The 19421-nt window shown below is 44.4% G+C and carries 14 protein-coding genes, 3 pseudogenes and 1 riboswitch; of the genes and pseudogenes, 14 read left to right on the forward strand and 3 right to left on the reverse strand.

Annotation, left to right across the window (positions count from 1 at the left end; translation table 11 throughout):
- Positions 1-183: 183 nt before the first annotated feature.
- Positions 184-362, forward strand: a riboswitch (cobalamin riboswitch).
- Between the two features lie 140 nt (positions 363-502).
- Together metE and DCC82_RS09650 are read left to right on the forward strand one after the other, a co-directional pair.
- Positions 503-2773: a 5-methyltetrahydropteroyltriglutamate--homocysteine S-methyltransferase gene (metE, locus tag DCC82_RS09645; protein WP_097354480.1), complete on the forward strand. Its 2271-nt coding sequence runs from the start codon at positions 503-505 to the stop codon at positions 2771-2773.
- Positions 2764-3213, forward strand: coding sequence for an acyl-CoA thioesterase (locus DCC82_RS09650; protein WP_055442031.1), 450 nt, complete (start codon positions 2764-2766; stop codon positions 3211-3213). The genes metE and DCC82_RS09650 overlap by 10 nt, the downstream gene beginning before the upstream one ends.
- 107 nt (positions 3214-3320) lie before the next feature.
- Here DCC82_RS09650 and DCC82_RS09655 read toward each other — a convergent pair.
- The 3 genes and pseudogenes from DCC82_RS09655 to DCC82_RS09665 form a co-directional block, all read right to left on the reverse strand.
- Positions 3321-3609: pseudogene (locus DCC82_RS09655) on the reverse strand (IS66 family transposase); the annotation flags it as partial.
- Between the two features lie 86 nt (positions 3610-3695).
- Positions 3696-4915, reverse strand: a pseudogene (locus DCC82_RS09660) (DEAD/DEAH box helicase); the annotation flags it as partial.
- A 436-nt stretch (positions 4916-5351) separates the two neighbouring features.
- Positions 5352-6635 carry a Gfo/Idh/MocA family protein gene (locus DCC82_RS09665; protein WP_089096819.1) on the reverse strand — a complete coding sequence of 428 codons (1284 nt, stop codon included), beginning with the start codon at positions 6633-6635 and terminating at the stop codon, positions 5352-5354.
- Positions 6636-7015: 380 nt separating this feature from the next.
- Here DCC82_RS09665 and DCC82_RS09670 point away from each other — a divergent pair, with 380 nt between their 5' ends.
- The 12 genes and pseudogenes from DCC82_RS09670 to DCC82_RS09730 form a co-directional block, all read left to right on the forward strand.
- Entirely contained in the window at positions 7016-8059 is a 1044-nt protein-coding gene (locus DCC82_RS09670; RefSeq protein ID WP_097354481.1) for a nucleotidyltransferase family protein, read from the forward strand.
- Positions 8056-9273, forward strand: coding sequence for a glycosyltransferase family 4 protein (locus DCC82_RS09675; RefSeq protein ID WP_081188398.1), 1218 nt, complete (start codon positions 8056-8058; stop codon positions 9271-9273). Before DCC82_RS09670 ends, DCC82_RS09675 begins: the two co-directional genes overlap by 4 nt.
- Entirely contained in the window at positions 9254-10390 is a 1137-nt protein-coding gene (locus tag DCC82_RS09680) for a glycosyl transferase (RefSeq protein ID WP_089096820.1), read from the forward strand. Before DCC82_RS09675 ends, DCC82_RS09680 begins: the two co-directional genes overlap by 20 nt.
- Complete coding sequence (locus tag DCC82_RS09685; RefSeq protein ID WP_081188396.1) at positions 10341-11765, forward strand: phosphomannomutase/phosphoglucomutase; 1425 nt, start codon at positions 10341-10343, stop codon at positions 11763-11765. Before DCC82_RS09680 ends, DCC82_RS09685 begins: the two co-directional genes overlap by 50 nt.
- Before the next feature lie 982 nt (positions 11766-12747).
- Entirely contained in the window at positions 12748-13110 is a 363-nt protein-coding gene (locus tag DCC82_RS09695; RefSeq protein WP_190305454.1) for a DUF3147 family protein, read from the forward strand.
- A 14-nt stretch (positions 13111-13124) separates the two neighbouring features.
- Positions 13125-13508, forward strand: a complete 384-nt coding sequence (locus tag DCC82_RS09700; protein ID WP_081188392.1) for a DUF3147 family protein — start codon at positions 13125-13127, stop codon at positions 13506-13508.
- Positions 13509-13859: 351 nt separating this feature from the next.
- Positions 13860-15530 (forward strand): response regulator transcription factor, encoded by a 1671-nt coding sequence (locus DCC82_RS09705; RefSeq protein ID WP_081188390.1) that lies wholly within the window; start codon positions 13860-13862, stop codon positions 15528-15530.
- A gap of 280 nt (positions 15531-15810) precedes the next feature.
- Positions 15811-16212 (forward strand): ATP-binding protein, encoded by a 402-nt coding sequence (locus DCC82_RS09710; RefSeq protein WP_081188388.1) that lies wholly within the window; start codon positions 15811-15813, stop codon positions 16210-16212.
- Between the two features lie 21 nt (positions 16213-16233).
- Complete coding sequence (locus DCC82_RS09715) at positions 16234-16572, forward strand: STAS domain-containing protein (RefSeq protein WP_012749106.1); 339 nt, start codon at positions 16234-16236, stop codon at positions 16570-16572.
- The gene (locus DCC82_RS09720; protein WP_108430335.1) at positions 16569-18098 is read left to right on the forward strand and encodes a SpoIIE family protein phosphatase; all 1530 of its coding nucleotides are present in this window, start codon (positions 16569-16571) and stop codon (positions 18096-18098) included. Before DCC82_RS09715 ends, DCC82_RS09720 begins: the two co-directional genes overlap by 4 nt.
- Before the next feature lie 174 nt (positions 18099-18272).
- Entirely contained in the window at positions 18273-18680 is a 408-nt protein-coding gene (locus DCC82_RS09725; RefSeq protein WP_012749108.1) for an RDD family protein, read from the forward strand.
- Between the two features lie 400 nt (positions 18681-19080).
- A pseudogene (locus DCC82_RS09730) lies at positions 19081-19308 on the forward strand (DUF2935 domain-containing protein); the annotation flags it as partial.
- Positions 19309-19421 lie beyond the last annotated feature (113 nt).

A 19421-nucleotide genomic window follows, 5' to 3' on the forward strand; every position in this document is an offset into this window, starting at 1 on the left:
AATATTCACATCATAGACAAGGAAAGAAGAAAATATTCAGCTCACTTTATGATGTGGCTGAATAGTTACAAATTATCAATAAAATATTAATATTAACTTAAAAGAAAAATATAACCATTAACTACGGCGTTACATCTCTCAAAACCCAAAAAAACATTTCAGTTGAAAAAAACAAAAAGTTCGTTTATTCTGAATTTTATACATGCTGTGAATCTTAAAAGGGAAGTTTGGTGAAAATCCAACACGGTCGCGCCACTGTGATGCAGAGCTGTTTATCATCATCCACTGTTTCATTTGAAATGGGAAGGAGATAGACGGCGATGAAGCTAAGTCAGGAGACCTGCCTGTTGTATGCACTTACGACCTACGCGTCATAGGGAGGAGTGAGGACATATGATATTGAGGCACTTCACGTATCTCAATACGAGTTAGCTATGCCCTCCTTCTGTTTGGAAGAGGGTTTTTTTGCTTGATTGGGATAAAATGACTGGAGGTGCTTAACTTGTTCATTCGTAGTTCAAATGTAGGGTATCCGCGCATTGGTGAAAAAAGAGAATGGAAAAAAACATTAGAATCTTTTTGGAATGGGCAAATAGACAAAGATCAATTCACAAAAACAATGGAAACGATTCGACTCGATTCCATTCGTAAACAACTTGAGAAAGGAATTGATCTCATTCCGATCGGAGATTTTTCTTTATACGATCACGTGCTAGATACCGCATTTATGTTTGGGTATATTCCAGAACGATTTCAACAAATAAACGATACGCTTGAGCAATATTTTGCAATGGCACGTGGGACAAATGGGCAACATGCGCTTGAAATGACGAAATGGTTTAATACAAATTATCACTACATTGTGCCTGAAATCGGGCAAACGAAGCCGAAATTAGTGGATAATCGCCTATTGAAAGAATACAAGCTTGTAAAAGAAACATTCAATTTAGAAACAAAACCTGTATTACTTGGACCGATTACGTTTCTTTTGCTTTCTAAGCAATACGCGCGACACGAGTGGCGCAAACATCTCGCACAATTAGTTCCTCTTTATGTGGAATTATTCAAACAACTAAGCGAAGCGGGCGTGTCATTCGTCCAAATCGATGAACCGATTCTCGTTCAAGATATAGACGATGACATAGTCGATGCATTTCGTGATGTATATGAAGTTTTTCATCGCGATGTATCAAATATAAACCTTATTTTACAAACATATTTTGATAGCGTACCGCATTATCGTGAAATCGTTGCTTTACCTGTCGCAGGCATTGGGCTTGATTTCGTGCATGACGATGGCGAGAACATGAAAAACATAAACACGTACGGATTTCCGAAAGATAAAATATTAGTTGCTGGGATTGTAGACGGTCGCAATGTATGGAAAAGCTCGCTTGCCCAAAAAGCAACGCTCCTTCATCATTTAGCAAACGTTGCCGAACAACTGATCATTCAACCGTCTTGCAGCTTACTGCATGTTCCTGTCACGACAAAACATGAACATGCATTGCCGACGGAGCTTGCTGGGGCTTTATCATTTGCCGATGAAAAATTAGATGAAATACGTATGTTGACAGAGTATATGAACGGAAACGTAACGATCGACGAGCTAATCAAATACGATGAACAAACAAACGTTTATTTCGCCAAACTTCACCACGAACAAGAACAAACAGCCGAAACCGTTCCGGTAAGCCGAACACCTTACAACGAACGACGAAAAGTACAACAAGCACATTTACAACTTCCGCTGTTGCCAACAACGACGATTGGAAGCTTCCCACAAACGAGCGACGTGCGCCAAGCTCGAATGAAGTGGAAAAAAGGCGAATGGAACGACAAGCAATACAAGTCGTTTATAAAGAAAGAAATCGCAAAATGGATCGACATTCAAGAGCAACTTCAGCTCGATGTGCTTGTCCATGGCGAATTTGAACGTACAGATATGGTGGAGTTTTTCGGTGAAAAACTGCAAGGCATGGCATGCACAACAAACGGCTGGGTGCAATCATATGGATCACGTTGTGTGCGCCCACCTATTATTTTTAGCGATATTGCCTATCAACAACCGATGACCATAGAAGAAACAGTATATGCCCAATCATTAACGACTAAACCTGTGAAAGGAATGTTAACAGGACCAGTAACTATTTTAAACTGGTCGTTCGTTCGCGACGATATTCCACGAAAACATGTGCTGGTGCAGCTCGCCCTCGCCATTCGTGAGGAAGTATTGCAGTTAGAAAAAGAAGGAATACGCATCATTCAAGTCGATGAGCCAGCGTTACGGGAAGGATTGCCGCTCAAAAAAGAGAAACATGCATCATATTGGGAAGATGCCGTTATGGCGTTTCGCCTCGCTACCTCATCGGTGGAAGAGGAAACGCAAATTCATACGCATATGTGCTATTCACAATTTGAACATATGATGCATATCATTGATGAGCTTGATGCGGATGTCATTTCTATTGAATCGTCGCGAAGCCACGGTGAACTTGTTTCTGTATTTGAAACATATGAGTATGAGAAGGGAATCGGATTAGGGGTGTATGACATTCATAGCCCACGCATTCCGACAAAAGAAGAACTAAGCGAACAAATCGAACGGGCACTTCGCGTTCTTCGTCCAGAACAATTTTGGGTCAATCCTGATTGCGGATTAAAAACTCGAAAAGAAGAAGAAACGATTGCCGCACTTCAAGTGATGGTAGAGGCAGCACGCGAATACCGCGAGCGTCTTTTAGCGTACGGAGGGATGAAATCATGGAAGTAAGCGTCGAGCAGTCAAAAACGATTCAAACGCGTCTCGTATTACCTTCTGATACAAACCATCTCGGCACGATTTTTGGCGGTACCGTTTTAGCTTACATTGATGAAATTGCGGCAATATCCGCCATGCGTCATGCACGAAAAGCAGTCGTCACCGTTTCGATTGACAAAGTTGATTTCATTTCGTCCGCAAAAGTTGGCGATATTTTAAAGCTTGAAGCATTCGTCTACTCGACCGGTCGCACATCCATGAAAGTATTCGTCAAAGTCGAAACAGAGGATTTATTTACAGGTGAACATCACTTAACAACGACATGCTTTTTAACAATGGTCGCCATCGATCAAAACAAAAAACCGACCCCTGTTCCAAAAGTCACCATTCGCGAACAGGAGGAACAAATCGTACAACTGTATCAGCAAAACAAACGAAACAACAAGGCATAGATATTTACACGAAAAAACCACACGCCCGATTACATATATCGTAATCTATGGCGTGTGGTTTTATCACTCTGTACAATTAGGAAAAAGTTGTTAAAAACTCTCTGCGCTCCGCCTTGTCCGCCTAGCTTGTTGCCAGATGGCTTACGAGAGGAATGGGTATGGACAAAACGGTCAGGGTCAGAAGATCGGGCAAATGGCTATTGGAGCTGTTTTTTTCGTGCGTGCTTCTAGTCCTTGAACGCGATACTTGAGTTGTTCATTTTCTTTGCGTAGTTGTTTGTTTTCTGTAAAAATCTGGTCGATAACTTGTTGTTGATGGGCAATTAGCTGTTTTTGTTGTTGGACTTTGCCGATGAAGCTCTCAACTGTAAATACAGCTTGTTGTACCGTCAACATGCGATTCACCTCCTTGTCTATCAATATTCACATCATAGACAGGAAATACAAAAAATATTCAGCTCACTTGATCATGTGGCTGAATAGTTACACTTTGGAATATCGATTCCCTCGTTAAAAATATTGACAGTAAAAATCAACTCTAAAGGGTGGTTTTCATCTTCTAGCTGTTTAATGACTTTTTCTCGATAATCGATGCTGTGCTCACCGGTCAAGTAGGTTGTATGATACCCACGTTTGTTAAATTCCTCACTCATATATTTCGCGTGTTCAATGTTTGTGCAAAATCCTAGCCCGATCATCCGGTCACCGTGGTAGCCGTAGGTCTTAATCATTTCGATAATAAAATCTGTCCGTTCATTGGTTTTTAATGCTTTTACAAGAGCATCTTCATCAAAGAAGCCGTTTTTAAGAGGGATTTTACTGTAGTCAACGGTATGGTCTGATACACCGAAATAGTGAAACGGTGCTAGTAAATTGGCCTCTAGTGCTTCTCTCAAGCGAATTTCGTAGACAATGTTATGGTCACAAAGCGCTAAAACATCTCGTCCATCCATTCGTTCCGGCGTAGCGGTCAAGCCTAGTAAAAACTTCGGTTGAAAATAGTCGATCACTTTTCGATACGTCGGTGCTTCGGCATGATGAAATTCATCGATAATTATATAGTCAAATTCGTCTCGCTTAAATCGTTTTAAAATCTCGTCTTTATGCAGGGATTGGACCGTGCTGAACAGATAAGGTTTATCAAATTCTTTGACCGTTCCAGTAATTTTTCCGAAAATTTCTTTCTTCGGGATCACTTGCTGAAATGTCTTAATCGCATTATCTAAAAGCTCTTCCCGATTTCAAGCTCTAATAGCGGCCGGATGATGAGCTGTAATCCCGACATACGAATAAAACTGACCATAAAATCAACAGAGTCGGCCGTCAACATTTCATATTTAAGAGTTTTAAAAAAGTTTTTCATTGAGTGTTTGTCATTATGCAACAAGTTCAATCTTGATAAAAACAAATCTTTAATAACAGGTAATTCCCTGTTGGAATAGTTATATGTAATCATCGAAAGCGGTAAAGAAAGTTTTTGTTGATGATCGGATGCTAAATTGGAAATGTGTTCTGTCAGCTGGATAATCTCATCAAAACGATTTTCGTCGGCAAGGCGCTTAAATTTATCTCCAAGCTGCTTTGCTGCATGAAGAATAAGGACTTCTATATATTCTTTTGGAGAAAGACGTTGAATGATATTTGATTCGGGATATGTTTTATTTGCGAGATATAGTTCTTCAAAGAAACCTTTCTTTTCCAAGTTGCTCACCTGAAAATTTATTTTTTTTTCTATTATTTTAGCAAATTAAGTTTGTTAATGTTATTATTTGTTATCTATTTTCTATTAAGATGGATGAAGGGATCTTTTCTTTCGATTTGTGCCTGTCTTAGTTTTCTGTATTGTATTGGCGAAAGGGAGGCGACGTGGATGCCGGATAAATTAGCGGGCAGTTGTTATTTTTGGAAGAATGGTTACTCTTAATCCCTGTTGTGCATCATTGGTCAAATATGATATTCGGCTCAGTGGCATAGGTGAGAAAGGTTCACGACGATAGGGTAGTTTTGATTTCCAACGACAGAACTATAAAAATTTGAAACCGTCAACCAGGCGTTTCCCTGGTTGGCGGTTTTTTTTTCGTACGCCCAACAGATGGAATTATTTAATGATGTCCAGAAAGGAGATGGTTGGGTGCGAATCAAGGTGAAAGCGGTCTCGTCTGATTGGATGAAAAGTCCCGACTCAAGCCTTCCTGCCAAGCTTCCGAAACCGTGCAAGCTTCGGCGAGGGCTAGGTCGGATGCGGCGTCGTCAGGCGTTACCAGTCCGCTCCAGTTCGGGTCTTGGATCATCCGGCAAAAGTCTAGGAAGCGGGCTTGGACCATCGCCTCATACCATCCTTGTCGATCAACTAATGATAACGTCCGCCGATACGGTAGGCGGGAAACAGAAGAAGAGGATGTACGATCGGACGACGGGAACCGCGATGCGGCCCATGTCCGTACCTGTTCGCCAGCGTTTGCCGCAGGTTGCGTAGGTATGGTGTCGAGAAGAGCGTCGATTAGTTCTGCCTGTTCTGCTGTGAGCACGCCCTCGACGTACAGACGTTGAGGAATCCAGCCTTCAAGCACAATCCGCCCTTGGGCACAGTGGACTTCCCATTGTGTCGATTCGGGAGCGTCCGCCTCCATTGTGAATCCGTGGTAGTACTGAACCGGTACGTACTCGTTCGGAGATTCGGCGCCTGCCTCTTTTGTCGGCAATTGCGCTTTCTGTACATGGCCCTGACGTGTGCAGCTGCGGTGAATCACACTCGCCCACACGCGCGACTGCTCGCCGTTTGCTTCGGTTGCGGCAAAACCGCGCGCATCCACAGGTTCGCCAAACCAGTGGCGACCGACTTCGAAGAAGTGAACCCCATGTTCGATGAAGATGCCTCCACTCAATTCGCGGTTCCAGAACCAATGCCCAGATGTGACGCGGTGTGCGGCGTTGTGGAGACTGGCGTGGTGCGCACGACCCAATAGATGGTGACGGAGCATCCATTCGACCGCTTCCACCAACGGGTTGTAGCGCAAGACCAGATTGACGGCGAACGCTCGCCGTTGTTTCGCTGCGAGCTGGGCATTGCTTTTCAGCGCCGCTGAAGTCAGCGCCCCTGGTTTTTCCAGCAACAGATGCTTTCCTTTCGTCAACGCAAGTTCGCCGAGCGGTGCGTGGAGGTGAGGCGGTGTTGTCAGGATCACCACGTCGATGTCCGGATCGTGGATAAGTTCGGACGCTTCCCGATATTCGCGCGGGGGAGCGGCATCGGATCGATGGTGGCGATAGGCGTCCAGCACGCGCTGGCGCTTTTCGTCAGTACGGCCAGCAACGGCTGTCAACTGAAATTCCGGCAACGGAGCGAGAGCGCCGGCCAAGAACTCAGCAAAAGCGCCTGCGCCGGCAATTCCTACGCGATATGGTGGGAGCGGATAAGGCATGGCATCTTTACCTCCTTCATCTCGTATGAATCCTTATTATCTTATATTATGTCAACAATTGTATTATACCGAAAAGACAGCTTTTGGCGCTCCTGTTTTGCGTCCTTCTTAGCACAGAGGGACGCAAAGTCCCAAATCCTCAGGCTTTCTCTTTAGCAGCATGGAGATCGCTGAGCAAACTCAATGTGGTCCAACCAAAAGTACGAGCGTTTTACTTGCCATCACAGGGGATATTATGTATACTAATTATTAGCAACCGGTGATATTGAGTGCTAACAATCAACCTCTCATCTTTCATTTTTTCATTCATCCATCTGTTTCGGTCTTCATAGTAATTTAGTAAACCCTATGAATTTCGAAACTAATGGAGGGATGGCAAAATGAAAGCATTGCTGCTAGCTGGAGGTTTGGGCACACGTCTACGTCCACTAACTGAAAACCTACCGAAACCAATGGCACCCATTGCAAATCGCCCATGGTTGGAACACCTCATCACTCATCTGCGTGAACAAGGCGTCGATCAGTTTGTCATAGCCGCTCACCACTGCTCAGATGTGATTCGTCGTTACTTCGGCGACGGACGGCGCTGGGGAGTGAAGATTGAGTATGCTCTCGAACCGTTTCCGATGGGGACGGCAGGAGCCATCAAAAACGCGGAGCGACTACTCGATGAGCGGTTCTTGGTTTTCAACGCCGACATCGTCCACTTGCCACAGTTGATTCCTCTTCTTGAGTTTCACCGCCAGCACGGTGGAATTGCCACCATTGCACTGACAGAAGTAGATGATCCTTCTTCATACGGAGTAGTTGAACAGGATGATACCGGACGGATCTTGCGTTTTATTGAGAAACCGCGCCCTGAAGAGGCACCGTCAAATCGAATCAACGCCGGCTTGTACATCCTCGAACCGGAGGTTATGCGTTATATTCCGGCGCAACGCGAGGTCTCGATTGAACGCGAAACGTTCCCGCGTTTGATTCAGGAAAACGCTGGAGTCTACGGTATGGTAAGCAGTGGCTACTGGCGCGACATGGGAACTCCGGCACGTTATCGCCAAGTTCATTGGGATGCGCTCGACCGACGTTTTCCTCTTTCCATGCAAGGGCGTCAGGTTCAGCCAGGTGTTTGGACAGGGGAAGGCGTCGAATTAGGTTCCGGCGTCCTCTTGGTGCCACCAGTATTAATTGGAAATAATGTGAAAGTAGGCGACCAAGCGGTGATTGGTCCATACGCGGTGATTGGTGATAACTGCTACATCGGTGCTCGCGTGCATTGTTCGAACTCCATCCTTTGGGATCGTTCAGTCGTACGCGATGGTAGCCGTCTCAGCAACAGCATTTTCGGGTATCGGACCGTGGCGCCTGCCGGCGAGGAGTTCGAGAATTCTATTATCAACCAACCTCAAGAGGTGATGCAGGCATGAAGCGGATCGCATACGTCAGCACATATCCACCGCGTCGTTGCGGCATTGCCACGTTCACCGAGCATCTTCTTGAGAGCGTGAGCGCCGCCGGCAAACGACGAGATGTCGATCCGGTGATTGTGCTCTATAACGAAAGCGATGACGATTCAGTGTACCGGAACAATCCGAAGTTTTGGCCGCTGGCAGCACAGGACCGAGCGGCTTACACGCGAATGGCGGAACGGGTTAATCTTAGCGATGTCTCAGTAGTGGTCTTGCAGCACGAGTTCGGTATTTTCGGAGGCGAAGCGGGTGAATACATACTGGACTTCGTCCGAGCCCTGAAAAAGCCGCTTGTCACGACGTTTCATACCATCTTTGCTGATCCTCAACCGCCTTATCGCCGTATTCAGCAAGAAATTGCCGATGCGAGCGACGCTATCGTGGTTATGAATCGTCAGGCGATTTCGTACCTGACACGAGCGTTTAACTTGCCGGAGAGTAAAATCTTCTACATTCCGCACGGTTCACCAAAGCCGCTCAGTGAGGAACGGGATCGCCTTCGCCGCCGCTTGGGCTTCGAAGGACGCAAGGTTATGTTCACTTTTGGATTGCTCAATCGCGGCAAGGGCATCGAGTCAGTGATCTCCGCCTTGCCGGGAGTCGTTCGCGAAGTGCCGGAGACGCTATATGTCATCGCCGGACAGACACACCCTGAAGTGAAAAAACGCGAAGGAGAAGCGTACCGCGAGGAGCTTCAGGAGATGATCCGTCGCCTCGGACTGGAGGAGAACGTACGAATGATCGACCGCTATTTTAGCGAGGAGGAACTCATCGCCTATTTGACGGCGTGTGATCTTTACGTCACTCCGTATCCGGGGATGCAGCAAATTACCAGCGGCACCTTGGCCTATGCGGTTGGCGTGGGCCGTCCGGTTCTCTCGACGCCATATGAACATGCCCGCGACCTGTTGCGCGGATGCGAGGAACTGTTGCTGCCGTACGGCGACACTGAAGCCTGGGAGCGGCAGTTGCGGCGGCTGTTGGCCGATGATGCGGCTTTGCGGCAGTGGGAAGAGCGGATTCGGAAGATTGGTGAAACGACGCACTGGCCTCGTGTAGGCGAGCAACACCTGCAACTGTTTGCAAAGCTCTGCAGTGAAACGGACGGTGATGAAAAAGCCAAAGAGCGATTGGAAGGAGAGGTGAATCCCGTTGCCTCTGTCAGTCGTTAAGTTCGATCATTTAGAACGCATGACTGACGACACGGGGCTGCTTGAGCATAGCTTGGGGCGCATTCCGCGCCGACGCGAGGGATACTCAACCGATGACAATGCGCGTGCCATCTGGGTGTGCATGGAGTGGCTTGATTTATTTGGAGACGATGAGTCCAAGGAGCAAAACAGGCTATATCGGCTGTTGGATCGATACTTGGCCTTCTTGCTCTGGGCGCAGAGGGAGGACGGCTGGTTCCAGAATAACTTTCATTTTGACCGGACGCCGGAATCAGAATCACGCTCAGACGACTGCCTAGGCCGATCACTCTGGGCTGCGGCAGTGGCGTACGTAAATCTCGATGATGAGGCCCGGAGATGTGTGGCCGCCGAGATCCTGGGCCGGGCGCTTTCGGCCAGCCGCGGGTTGCGGTTTTTGCGCGGTCAGGCATGGGCTCTTGCGACTTGTTGCCTGCTATTGTCTAAGCGGAGAGACGGTTTGGATTTGCCTTCTGGTGTGACCGAGGCTGATCTCATCAATCTGGCGGACGTATTTGAGCGGAGTTTGCTCGACGCTTACCACATGAACAGAACGGATGACTGGCGTTGGTATGAGCCGCAAATCACCTACGCCAATGGGCTGTTGCCGTGGGCGTTGTTTGTGGCCTATCGGTATCGCGGCCGCGTTGAGACGCTGCAGGTAGCTAAAGAAAGCCTCGACTTCCTGCTGGATAAGATGAGCGGCCAGGGAGGCGTCATCCGTCCTATCGGCAATCGCGGTTGGTGCAGCCGCAACGGACGCGCTGACTGGGATCAGCAACCCGTTGATGTGATGAAACTGGCCTTGGCCGCCCGCGAGGCCTATCGGGTATTGGGAGACGACACGTACCGAGAAGTCGTTCGTCGCTGCCGCGATTGGTTTTATGGCGATAACGACCTTGGTGTTCCCCTCGCCGATCTGAGCGATGGGAGCTGCTGTGACGGCCTAAATTCGGATGGGCCGAATCCGAATCGAGGGGCTGAGTCGACACTTTCCTATTTATTGACGGAAGCTATGGCAAATTCCTTGCAATTGGAGGTGGCTTTCAATGAGTCTTTCGATGGAACAACGATCCGTTCTACCGAAGCACGTGTTTAAAGAGTACGATATTCGCGGACGCGCAGGAGAGGAGCTCGACGAGAATTTTGCCTATTTGTTAGGATTGGCGTTTGCGGAAATGGTACGGCAAGCCGGTGAGGAGAAAGTGGTGGTTGGCCACGACAACCGCATCTCTTCACCTGCATTACACCGTGCGCTGATTGCGGGGCTTAGCCAGGCGTCGTGTCGGGTGATTGACATCGGTCAGGTGACGACCCCGATGTTCTACTACAGCCTCGAGTACACTAATGTGCCGTGCGGCATGATCATCACCGCAAGCCACAATCCAGGCGACGAAAACGGTTTTAAGATTGCAATGAATAAGACTACCATTTATGGCGAGCGCATTCAGGAATTGCGGCGGACGATGGAGCGGATTCTCCACTCACAAGGGATCAGCCGCATCGACACGTGGAAGGAAGGATATGTGGAGACGCTTGACATCGAACCGGCCTATCTGAAAATGCTGCAAGACAAGATCCAGCTGGGATCGCGCAAGCTCAAGGTAGTGGTCGATTGCGGCAACGGGACCCCTTCGGCGATTGCGCCGAAAGCCTTGGAGGCATGGGGCTGCGAGGTCATACCTTTGTATTGCGAATCCGATCCGACATTCCCTAATCACCATCCAGATCCGGTGGTACCGGAGAATCTGAAGGATTTAATTGACGTGGTGCGACGGGAAAAGGCGGATCTCGGTGTGGCATTCGATGGCGACGGTGACCGATTGGGAGTCGTCGACGAGGCAGGAAACATCCTCTGGGGCGACCAATTGATGATTTTATTCTGGCGTGAGATTCTCCGTCGCTATCCAGGGGCCGAAGCGCCGGTTGAGGTCAAGTGTTCGCAGGCGTTGGTCGAGGAAATCGAACGGCTTGGCGGCAAACCGTTCTTCCATCGCACTGGCCATTCACATATTAAGGCGACACTGCGCAGCCGGCCAGAGATTCCGTTTGCAGGAGAAATGTCCGGACATCTGTTCTTCAATGACGAGTTCTACGGCTATGATGACGCCTTGTACGCGGCGGGGCGGTTGTTGCGTATACTCTCCAATGATGACCGCAAGCTGTCGCAGCTATTTGCCGACGTCCCACGGTATCATGCCACTCCGGAGACGCGCGTGCCTTGTCCGGAAGAGCAGAAGGCGGAAGCCATCGCCGCGGTCAAACAGCGGTTTGCAAGCAGTCATAAGGTCGTAGACGTGGACGGCGCCCGCATCCAGTTCAAAGACGGTTGGGGATTGGTGCGTCCGTCGAATACGCAGCCTATCCTTGTTCTGCGCGCCGAAGCCAAGTCGCCGGAGACATTGGCCGATATCAAACAGCAGCTGGCTGACGTACTCAGCAAGCCGCCGCTTAACTTGACTATTCCATGGTGATGTGGAGCACGATTGAAATCGGATCACCGATTATCGGCGCTGTCCCGAACAGCGTAGACTGTTCGGGACGGTGCCGTTTTCCTTTTTTGCAGTTATGTCGTGTCACTTATTGACCATAAAAAGTGACTGTTCCGGCACGAGGAACCACAAATGCGAAGTCAGGAATGTTTATGGCGGCGGTGCCTAGATTTAGTGTTCCTGCACTAAGGTCAACAGTTGGCGCAGAACTTCCGAATCCAAGGATAGATCCAGTACTAACTACTACACCTAAAACATCAGTTGTAGACAGTGCAACAGGAGTTAGTCCAGATGCATACGGAATAATAGCACCAGCCCCTGGAGGTCCTGGAGGTCCTGGAGGTCCTGGAGGTCCCGGAGGTCCCGGAGGTCCTTGCGTTGCAGGTCCATTCACTGTCACTACTTGCCCATTAATACAACCACATCTTATCTTTGGCTTATGGTGATCTTTACATTTTTCTTCCCAATCTTTTGACATATGTTTCACCTCTTTTAATTAAGATTCGATATTAATATATGAGCAGGATAATAAGTTTGATTAGACAAGTTGTAGGTTAAGTGTTTGTATTTCCAAAATTAGGCTATTGAATATTCGGAGATGAGATAGCCAAAAGGAGGCATTCCCTCTTTCTCTTGTAGATTTTTTCAGTTCAGAATGTTCATTGATGTTCCAGCTAGCCATGCTGTTTTTGAATGTTTGCATTTACGTTGTTCATATGATGATTAAATCGATTTACTATAAAAATATTTGCCGCCATGGTTGGGAGTAAGAAAAAATAAGTTTTATTCAAACATTTGTCACAAATTTGGAAGTGTAAGCGTTACAAGAAAAAAATTAAATAAAAGTTCACAAGCGTTTGTTCTATCGTCGTTTACAATATATACGTGAAAATAATCACAAATAAATATATAAAAATAATATTTACCTCACTAGATTGGTCACCAAAGAAAGGATGAATCTATCTTGGAGTCATTATCAATTAGTGGAATAGTTATTCGATTTTTATTAGGGGGAGGCGCGGTCGTCGCTTCTACCATTATCTCGAGAAAATTAGGGCCGAAAATAGGAGGAATTTTTGCTGCCTTTCCCGCTGTATTTTTAGCAGCATTACTGACACTTCGGCTCGATGCAAAGGGCAGTGAATTAGTGGAAAAGTCGATTGTTCTATCTCAAGGAGCCGTTGTTGGGATGTTCATCAATATTATGTGTGCAATAGGGGCCGTTTACTTTTGTACTAAGCAAGGTTGGAAACGTGGGCTTACACAATCAATAGCTGGGTGGTTTCTCGTTTCCATCCTTTTTGCTGTCATTTCAGGATATTTTTAATTAAAGGTGATTGTATGGATAGACGTGATTTATTTTTCCGTTTTTTATTCGGCGGATCAGCCGTTGTGTTAAGTTATGTAACGGCAAAACTATTACCATGGAAAGTTATCGGGGGAATTTTTGCCGCATTTCCAGCCGTTATGGTTGTTGCTGTGATGATGGTTGGCATGAAGAAAGGTTCTAAAGAAGCAGCGAAAACTGCGCAAGGGTCTGTTTATGGGATGATTGGTGGTTTCATTTGTGTGTTAACGGTTTTATTTTCTCTACAATTTACACAAAATTGGTGGGGAAGTTTTATCTTTGGGTTGATTACATGGTTTGCAAGTTCATTATTCCTTGTATACATGCGGGATCATAAAAAAGAAAATAGAGCATCAAATATCAAATTGGAACATTGATAAAGAGGTGGCAGACCGAAAAACAATGGAGCCATGAGTAACGAATACAGAAGCCTGGCATGATACGAACGTGCCGGGCCTTTTATATGTTATGAAAGATTGAATTAATAGAATCGTAAACAATAGATGGAAAATGGTAGAGGTTGTTTGCCTGTTAACTGATGGTTTTGATCAATCGGCATTTCAAGACTAAAAAATTATTAACAGATCGACTTATGATATTGAACATATGAAAATAGGACTATATAGTTGAATTATCTATCCTTATTTTCCTAAACTTGACTTCGCTTTACTTATACGTAAATAATAGATAAGGATGACAATATTACAAGTAAGTGAGTTGAGGAGGAATTGAATATTAAAGATTTTTTGCAGCATGTTCAAGATGCATATGCAGCACTCACGGAGTTAAGCATTATTATGCTTGATTTACAGCATCAACCTGTTACAAAAGTCTCAAATATAACGGAATTAGCGGAGCTTGTACTTTTTTCTCCAGATAAGCCGTTTCCTCCTTCATGTTTTCCGAATGACTATACCGAATGGCAACGTCCGATGGTTGTTCAGACAGGGTATTGGGGAGTAAAGGCAATTGTCGCACCTGTACTAGTGGAACAAAAAGTCGAGTATTGGATTTGGGCAGGTGCGTTTATTGAAGAAGAGACAAAACCGATGATCAAGGAGCAGTGTTTTCGTTTCCCTGACTCACAAATATGGCTTCAAGCCATTGAACAAACAAAAGAGCAAACGATATCGGCGGTGGAAAAAAAGTTAAATGATATTGAAAAAATGGCAACAATATGTGGCGAGTTTATTAGCAATAATAGACAAAAACAACATTACGAACAGTACTTCTATTTATTAGATACGGCAGTGGATCGTGCGCAACAGTTTTCTTTGCATATGGACGATTTTTTACATATGTTTCAAAAGATAGACTCTGATATAGATTTTTCATTGTATATAAAACGGCAAAATCGCGAATGGGTTGTTGCACACGCTGTGGGAGAAAAGGCAGAACAGCTTTGGAATCAGCAGATAAAGACCGCTTTTCCTCCACTATCAAACTCCCTATTTCATTCGCACAATGTTGTTTGTGTTGAAAATGCCGCGCTTGACCCACGTTTTGCTTTTTTCGTGAAAAATGGAATAAAACCGAGTACTGTTGTGATATATCCGATTTTGCACAACGATGAAGTAGAAGGCTGGATTGTGATCGGCAGTCAAACAAAACGTTCATTACCGAAAGAGGCAGTCCAAATCGGCGCTATTCTCATGAAATATTGGCAATTACATTCCAAATATGAATTAGCTTACATAAAAATGGATCGACATTTCATGAGATTATCGATGTTAATAGAAATTGGCCGGGCAATGAATGTTGTAAAAGATACCGATGAAATTATACGGATGATGACAGATTTTGTTGCGGAACTGGCGTACGGTGATTTCGCATTTACAGTGTTAGCCGATCATAAAAGGAAAGTAAAGGTTCATTGTGGCGCCATTTCAGAACAACAAGTAACAGAATATTATGAAGATGTTTGCCAACGCTACTTTTCTACTGAAAAAAGACTGCTAGAAAATATACCGAAGCTGCGTGAAACAAAGTTTGGGACTGTAATGGAAATTTCATTTTCGGTTCATGAACATGTGCACGGCGTGATGGCTGTTCATTTGAAAGATATCGAGGCTGCAAAAGAAGCGGAAGTATATGTTGCGGCATTAATAGGGATCGGCACAATGGTCATGAAGCAAAATACTTATCAGACGTCAAAGCAAGAATTGAATATCGATATGCTATCGGAACGCTTAACGACCCGGGAGATGGATGTGTTAAACTTATTAGTCCAAGGATGCAGCAACCGCGAAATTGCGGATCGATTATTTATTAGCATTCATACGGTGAAAAACCATATTACAAATATTTTTCAAAAAATAGGGGTAAACGACCGTTCTCAGCTAATTGCTCTTGTATATCAGTTAAACAATCGTAAAGTTATCAATGAGGAACATCATTAGACAAAATTATGGATCGATGATGTTCCTTTTTTATTTTCTGCTTGTTTAACATGGAAATGTTTTGGTATATAGGAAATAGGAAGCAAAATAAATTTGTATTATAATCATTAATAGTATATAAGAACTAGGTATTTAGTTATAATAAACATATAGAAGCGAACATAGTGCGATGTTGCTGTGTTGTTATAAAGATGCTCATCCCCTATGAATAGAAAGTGTTATCGTACTTACAAAAGTACTATTTAGCACACATATTATAGAAGAAATAGGGGGAATATTGATGGAAAGTATAAGTATAAGGAGAAATATCACAGTAATGGAAGATTCTGATATTATGAAAGCGATGGATATAACCGAGCAAATCGCAAGTGAAATGGGATTTTTGCCACGTGATTGTCTCTTTCTTCGATTAGCAACGGAGGAAGCGTGTACGAACGCGTATGAATATTGTCAAAAAACAAACCAGCTGCCTTTTGAAGTATTTTGGAAATGTGGAAAAGAGAATTTGATTATTGGTGTAAAGCAACATGGAAAGAAATTTGACATTACAAGAAAGGATGAGGTCAACAAAGGCTTACGTGGTAGGGGGTTGCAGCTTATCACTCATATTGTAGACGATGTTTATATTGAACAAAAAGGGAATAACGTATTGTTTTATATGTGTAAATATAAAGCTCATTGACGACTGTTGGAGGAACGGAATATGGGTGCACAGCATGAACTAATTGATGTTTTCGTATGGAATGAAGATATTACTTTGAACAATACCGAACAATTTCGAAAAGCGATGGCTAAGTTTATTCAAAATCCAGCTGAGTATCTCATATTAAATATGGAACAAGTGAAATATATTAATAGCGCTGGTCTTGGCATTATTGCCAATAGTGTCATGACGGCAAGAAAGCAGCAAAAAGAGCTGGTGATCGCAGGGGTTCGAGATTCGCTTCAAGAAATTTTCCATATTGTTAAGTTTGCTTCGTTTATTAAACTTTTCGATACGGAAAAAGATGCGATTAATTTTTTTATGGAGAATGGGATATGATTCATAAGCATTTGCAAAAAATCAGGAAAGACAAAAATGTTTCGTTAAAAGAATTATTGGAACTTCTTGACGAATGGAACACACTCTATAATAAAGCGGACCAAGTTTATTGGCTAGCTAACTTAGCGGAAAGGCGGGTTATTTTTGTTTCTCCGGCTTGCGAGAAGATTTACGGAATACAGCCTGAAGCCTTTTATCAAGATGTAGAGCTATGGAAAAAAGTTATTCACCCGGAAGATCGAGAAAAGGTAGAGAAAAAGCAATCTGCTCTTTGGAAGGGAAGCTGTCTTGAACATGAATATCGCATTATTCATCAACAGGATGGGACGGTTCGCTGGGTTTTGGATCAAACGTTTCCCGCATTTGATGAAAATGGAAAGCTAGTAATGTTAAGTGGAGTGATTACGGATATTACGGAGATAAAAAAAATGAATGAAAAGCTTTTACTAGCGGAAAAAGTGTGCGAACATGTACAGCAGGGCATATTGATCACAGATGAAAATGGAGTTATTCAATTTATTAATCCCGCTTTTACAGAAATTACAGGGTACGGGTCAGAAGCAATCGGTTTGTCATTAGACTTTTTGTATTCTGGTTACTACAATGAACATTTTTATCAAACCATTAAGAAAACTGTCGCTGAAAAAGGACAGTGGAGAGGGAGTCTGCGTGGGCGCCGGAAAAATGGGGAAGTGTATGCTCAACAGACGATGATTACAGCGATTCATGATAAAGAAGGGCATCTGATTTTTTATCTTTTTCTATTTTCAGATATGATCAAAAACGAAAAGACCGCAACAAGCTTAAAAGATGATTTAAAATTAGCGCAGGAAGTGCAAAAACGTGTATTGAGCAAGCCGCTTAAAACGGAAGCGATTGATATATATGGTATGTACGTCCCTTCAGGAGAATTAGGGGGAGATATGTATGCATGGTATCGGATTGATAGCGACCGATACGGAATCTTTTTGATGGATGTGATGGGGAACGGAGTAGCTGCTTCACTCATTTGTATGTCCGTTCGTTCATTATTAAATGGGGTTATTCGAAAATGCATTTATCCGCAAGAAGTATTTCATGAGTTAAATAAACATATGCAGTTGTTGTACCATGAAGATGGGCCAATGAATACGTATTATTTTACTGCCGTTTATGCGATGGTAAACACAAAAGAAAAGTTCATTGAATATGCTTCGGCAGGTCATCCTCCTGGCTTTTTATTTCATCCAAACGGTTTAGTCGAGGAGCTGGACCAAGGATGTGCCCCGATCGGGTTGTTATCGTATCTCCATGTGGAAACGGGAAAACTAAATTACGCTCCAGGAGCAACGTTAGTGCTGTACTCGGATGGAGTAGTCGAAGGGGCCCATGGTTCTGTTAGAACCAATATCGAAATGTTCCGGGAAAAACTAAAACCATATATTCATTTAGACAACAAAAATATGATAGTACATATAAATAAAATGTTTAAGGAAGAGTATCCGTTTCTCGATGATATTTCTGTCGTTGTGGCGAAATTGCATTAAATTGAACTGTTTTTCAAAGTTCGATAATGAAAAAATAATGTCATGCATTGTCAATAAAGAGATAAACCGGTATGATAAATAATAATCGGTATGATAAATAATAATCTTCCATGAATCGGATGCAATGGTGATGAATACATTGTAGTGACGAAGGGAAAGAAAGGGGATTGTATCATGGTGAGGAATCCAGCGGGATTTTGGAAACGGTTAGCGGCTGGTTTATTAGACGGTCTTATTGTCGGTTTGCCGCTAGTGTTTATTGGCTACCTTATTACGGGAAGCTGGGAGGAGAATTGGTTCACTACGGCAGCAAACCTCGTTTACGCTTTAGTTGTGCCGGCGGTTTGGTCTGGATATACTGTAGGGAAAAAGTTGTTAGGCATCCGCATTGCGAAAGTAAATGGCGGAAAAGTCGGAATCGGCACGATGTTTTTACGGTCCTTTGTCGGCGGGCTTGTTTATGCTGTGACGCTGGGCATTGCGCTAATTATTAGCGCCATTATGGTGGCGGCGCGCGAAGATAAACGTTCGATTCATGATTTTATTGCCGGAACGTATGTGACGACAGAGAAACCAGCATAATTGGATATTGATCATAAAGAACGGGTGTCTAAGAAGGAGATGCCCGTTTTTTTATGGTGAATTACAAGTACAATCGGAGAAAGCCCATGCAGGGTGTAGCCCGTCTTTAGACATGGGATGAACCGATTGCTTTGACGTAGTCAAAGATGGTATACTACTCTTATAGAGAAGAAAAATCCAACGTCTTGAATCGGGCGCACAGGGCGATAAGCACCAGTGAGGTGTTTGCCCATGAAAGTCTTGTGGAATTAGAGTCAGTATCCATGCGAAGGTATGGAAGAAGCTCTATAGTACACAAGAACCCCGTGGCTTTAGCCATCGGGAGGTTCAGAGGAACGCTTGTTTGTATATTCATACTTTTTCATTTTCCCCCATATCATGCAATATGGGGGGGATGTTCATGCAATTTTACTATGGCCAGCAAATGCCGCTGCGTATTTTAGACGAAGCGGAATTTTGGAAACATCAAGAAGAGGAGCATACGGTCGTTATTCGGGAGCTTGTTAGCGGTTTAGAGCCGGCTTATGTCGAAGCGTTGAAAAAATGGGAAGAGGCGCTTTCTGCAACACATCAGCAAGTAGTGCGTTTTATTATCTTAATTAGGCGAGAAGACTCCCACTTCAACGAAGCGAAGCGGAGTAAGTGGGAGATGAATCGCCTTAACTATTATTATCTTAATTAGGCGAGAAGACTCCCACTTCAACGAAGCGAAGCGGAGTAAGTGGGAGATGAATCGCCTTA

This window comes from Geobacillus sp. LYN3, assembly GCF_003064505.1.
GTDB lineage: Bacteria > Bacillota > Bacilli > Bacillales > Anoxybacillaceae > Parageobacillus_B > Parageobacillus_B toebii.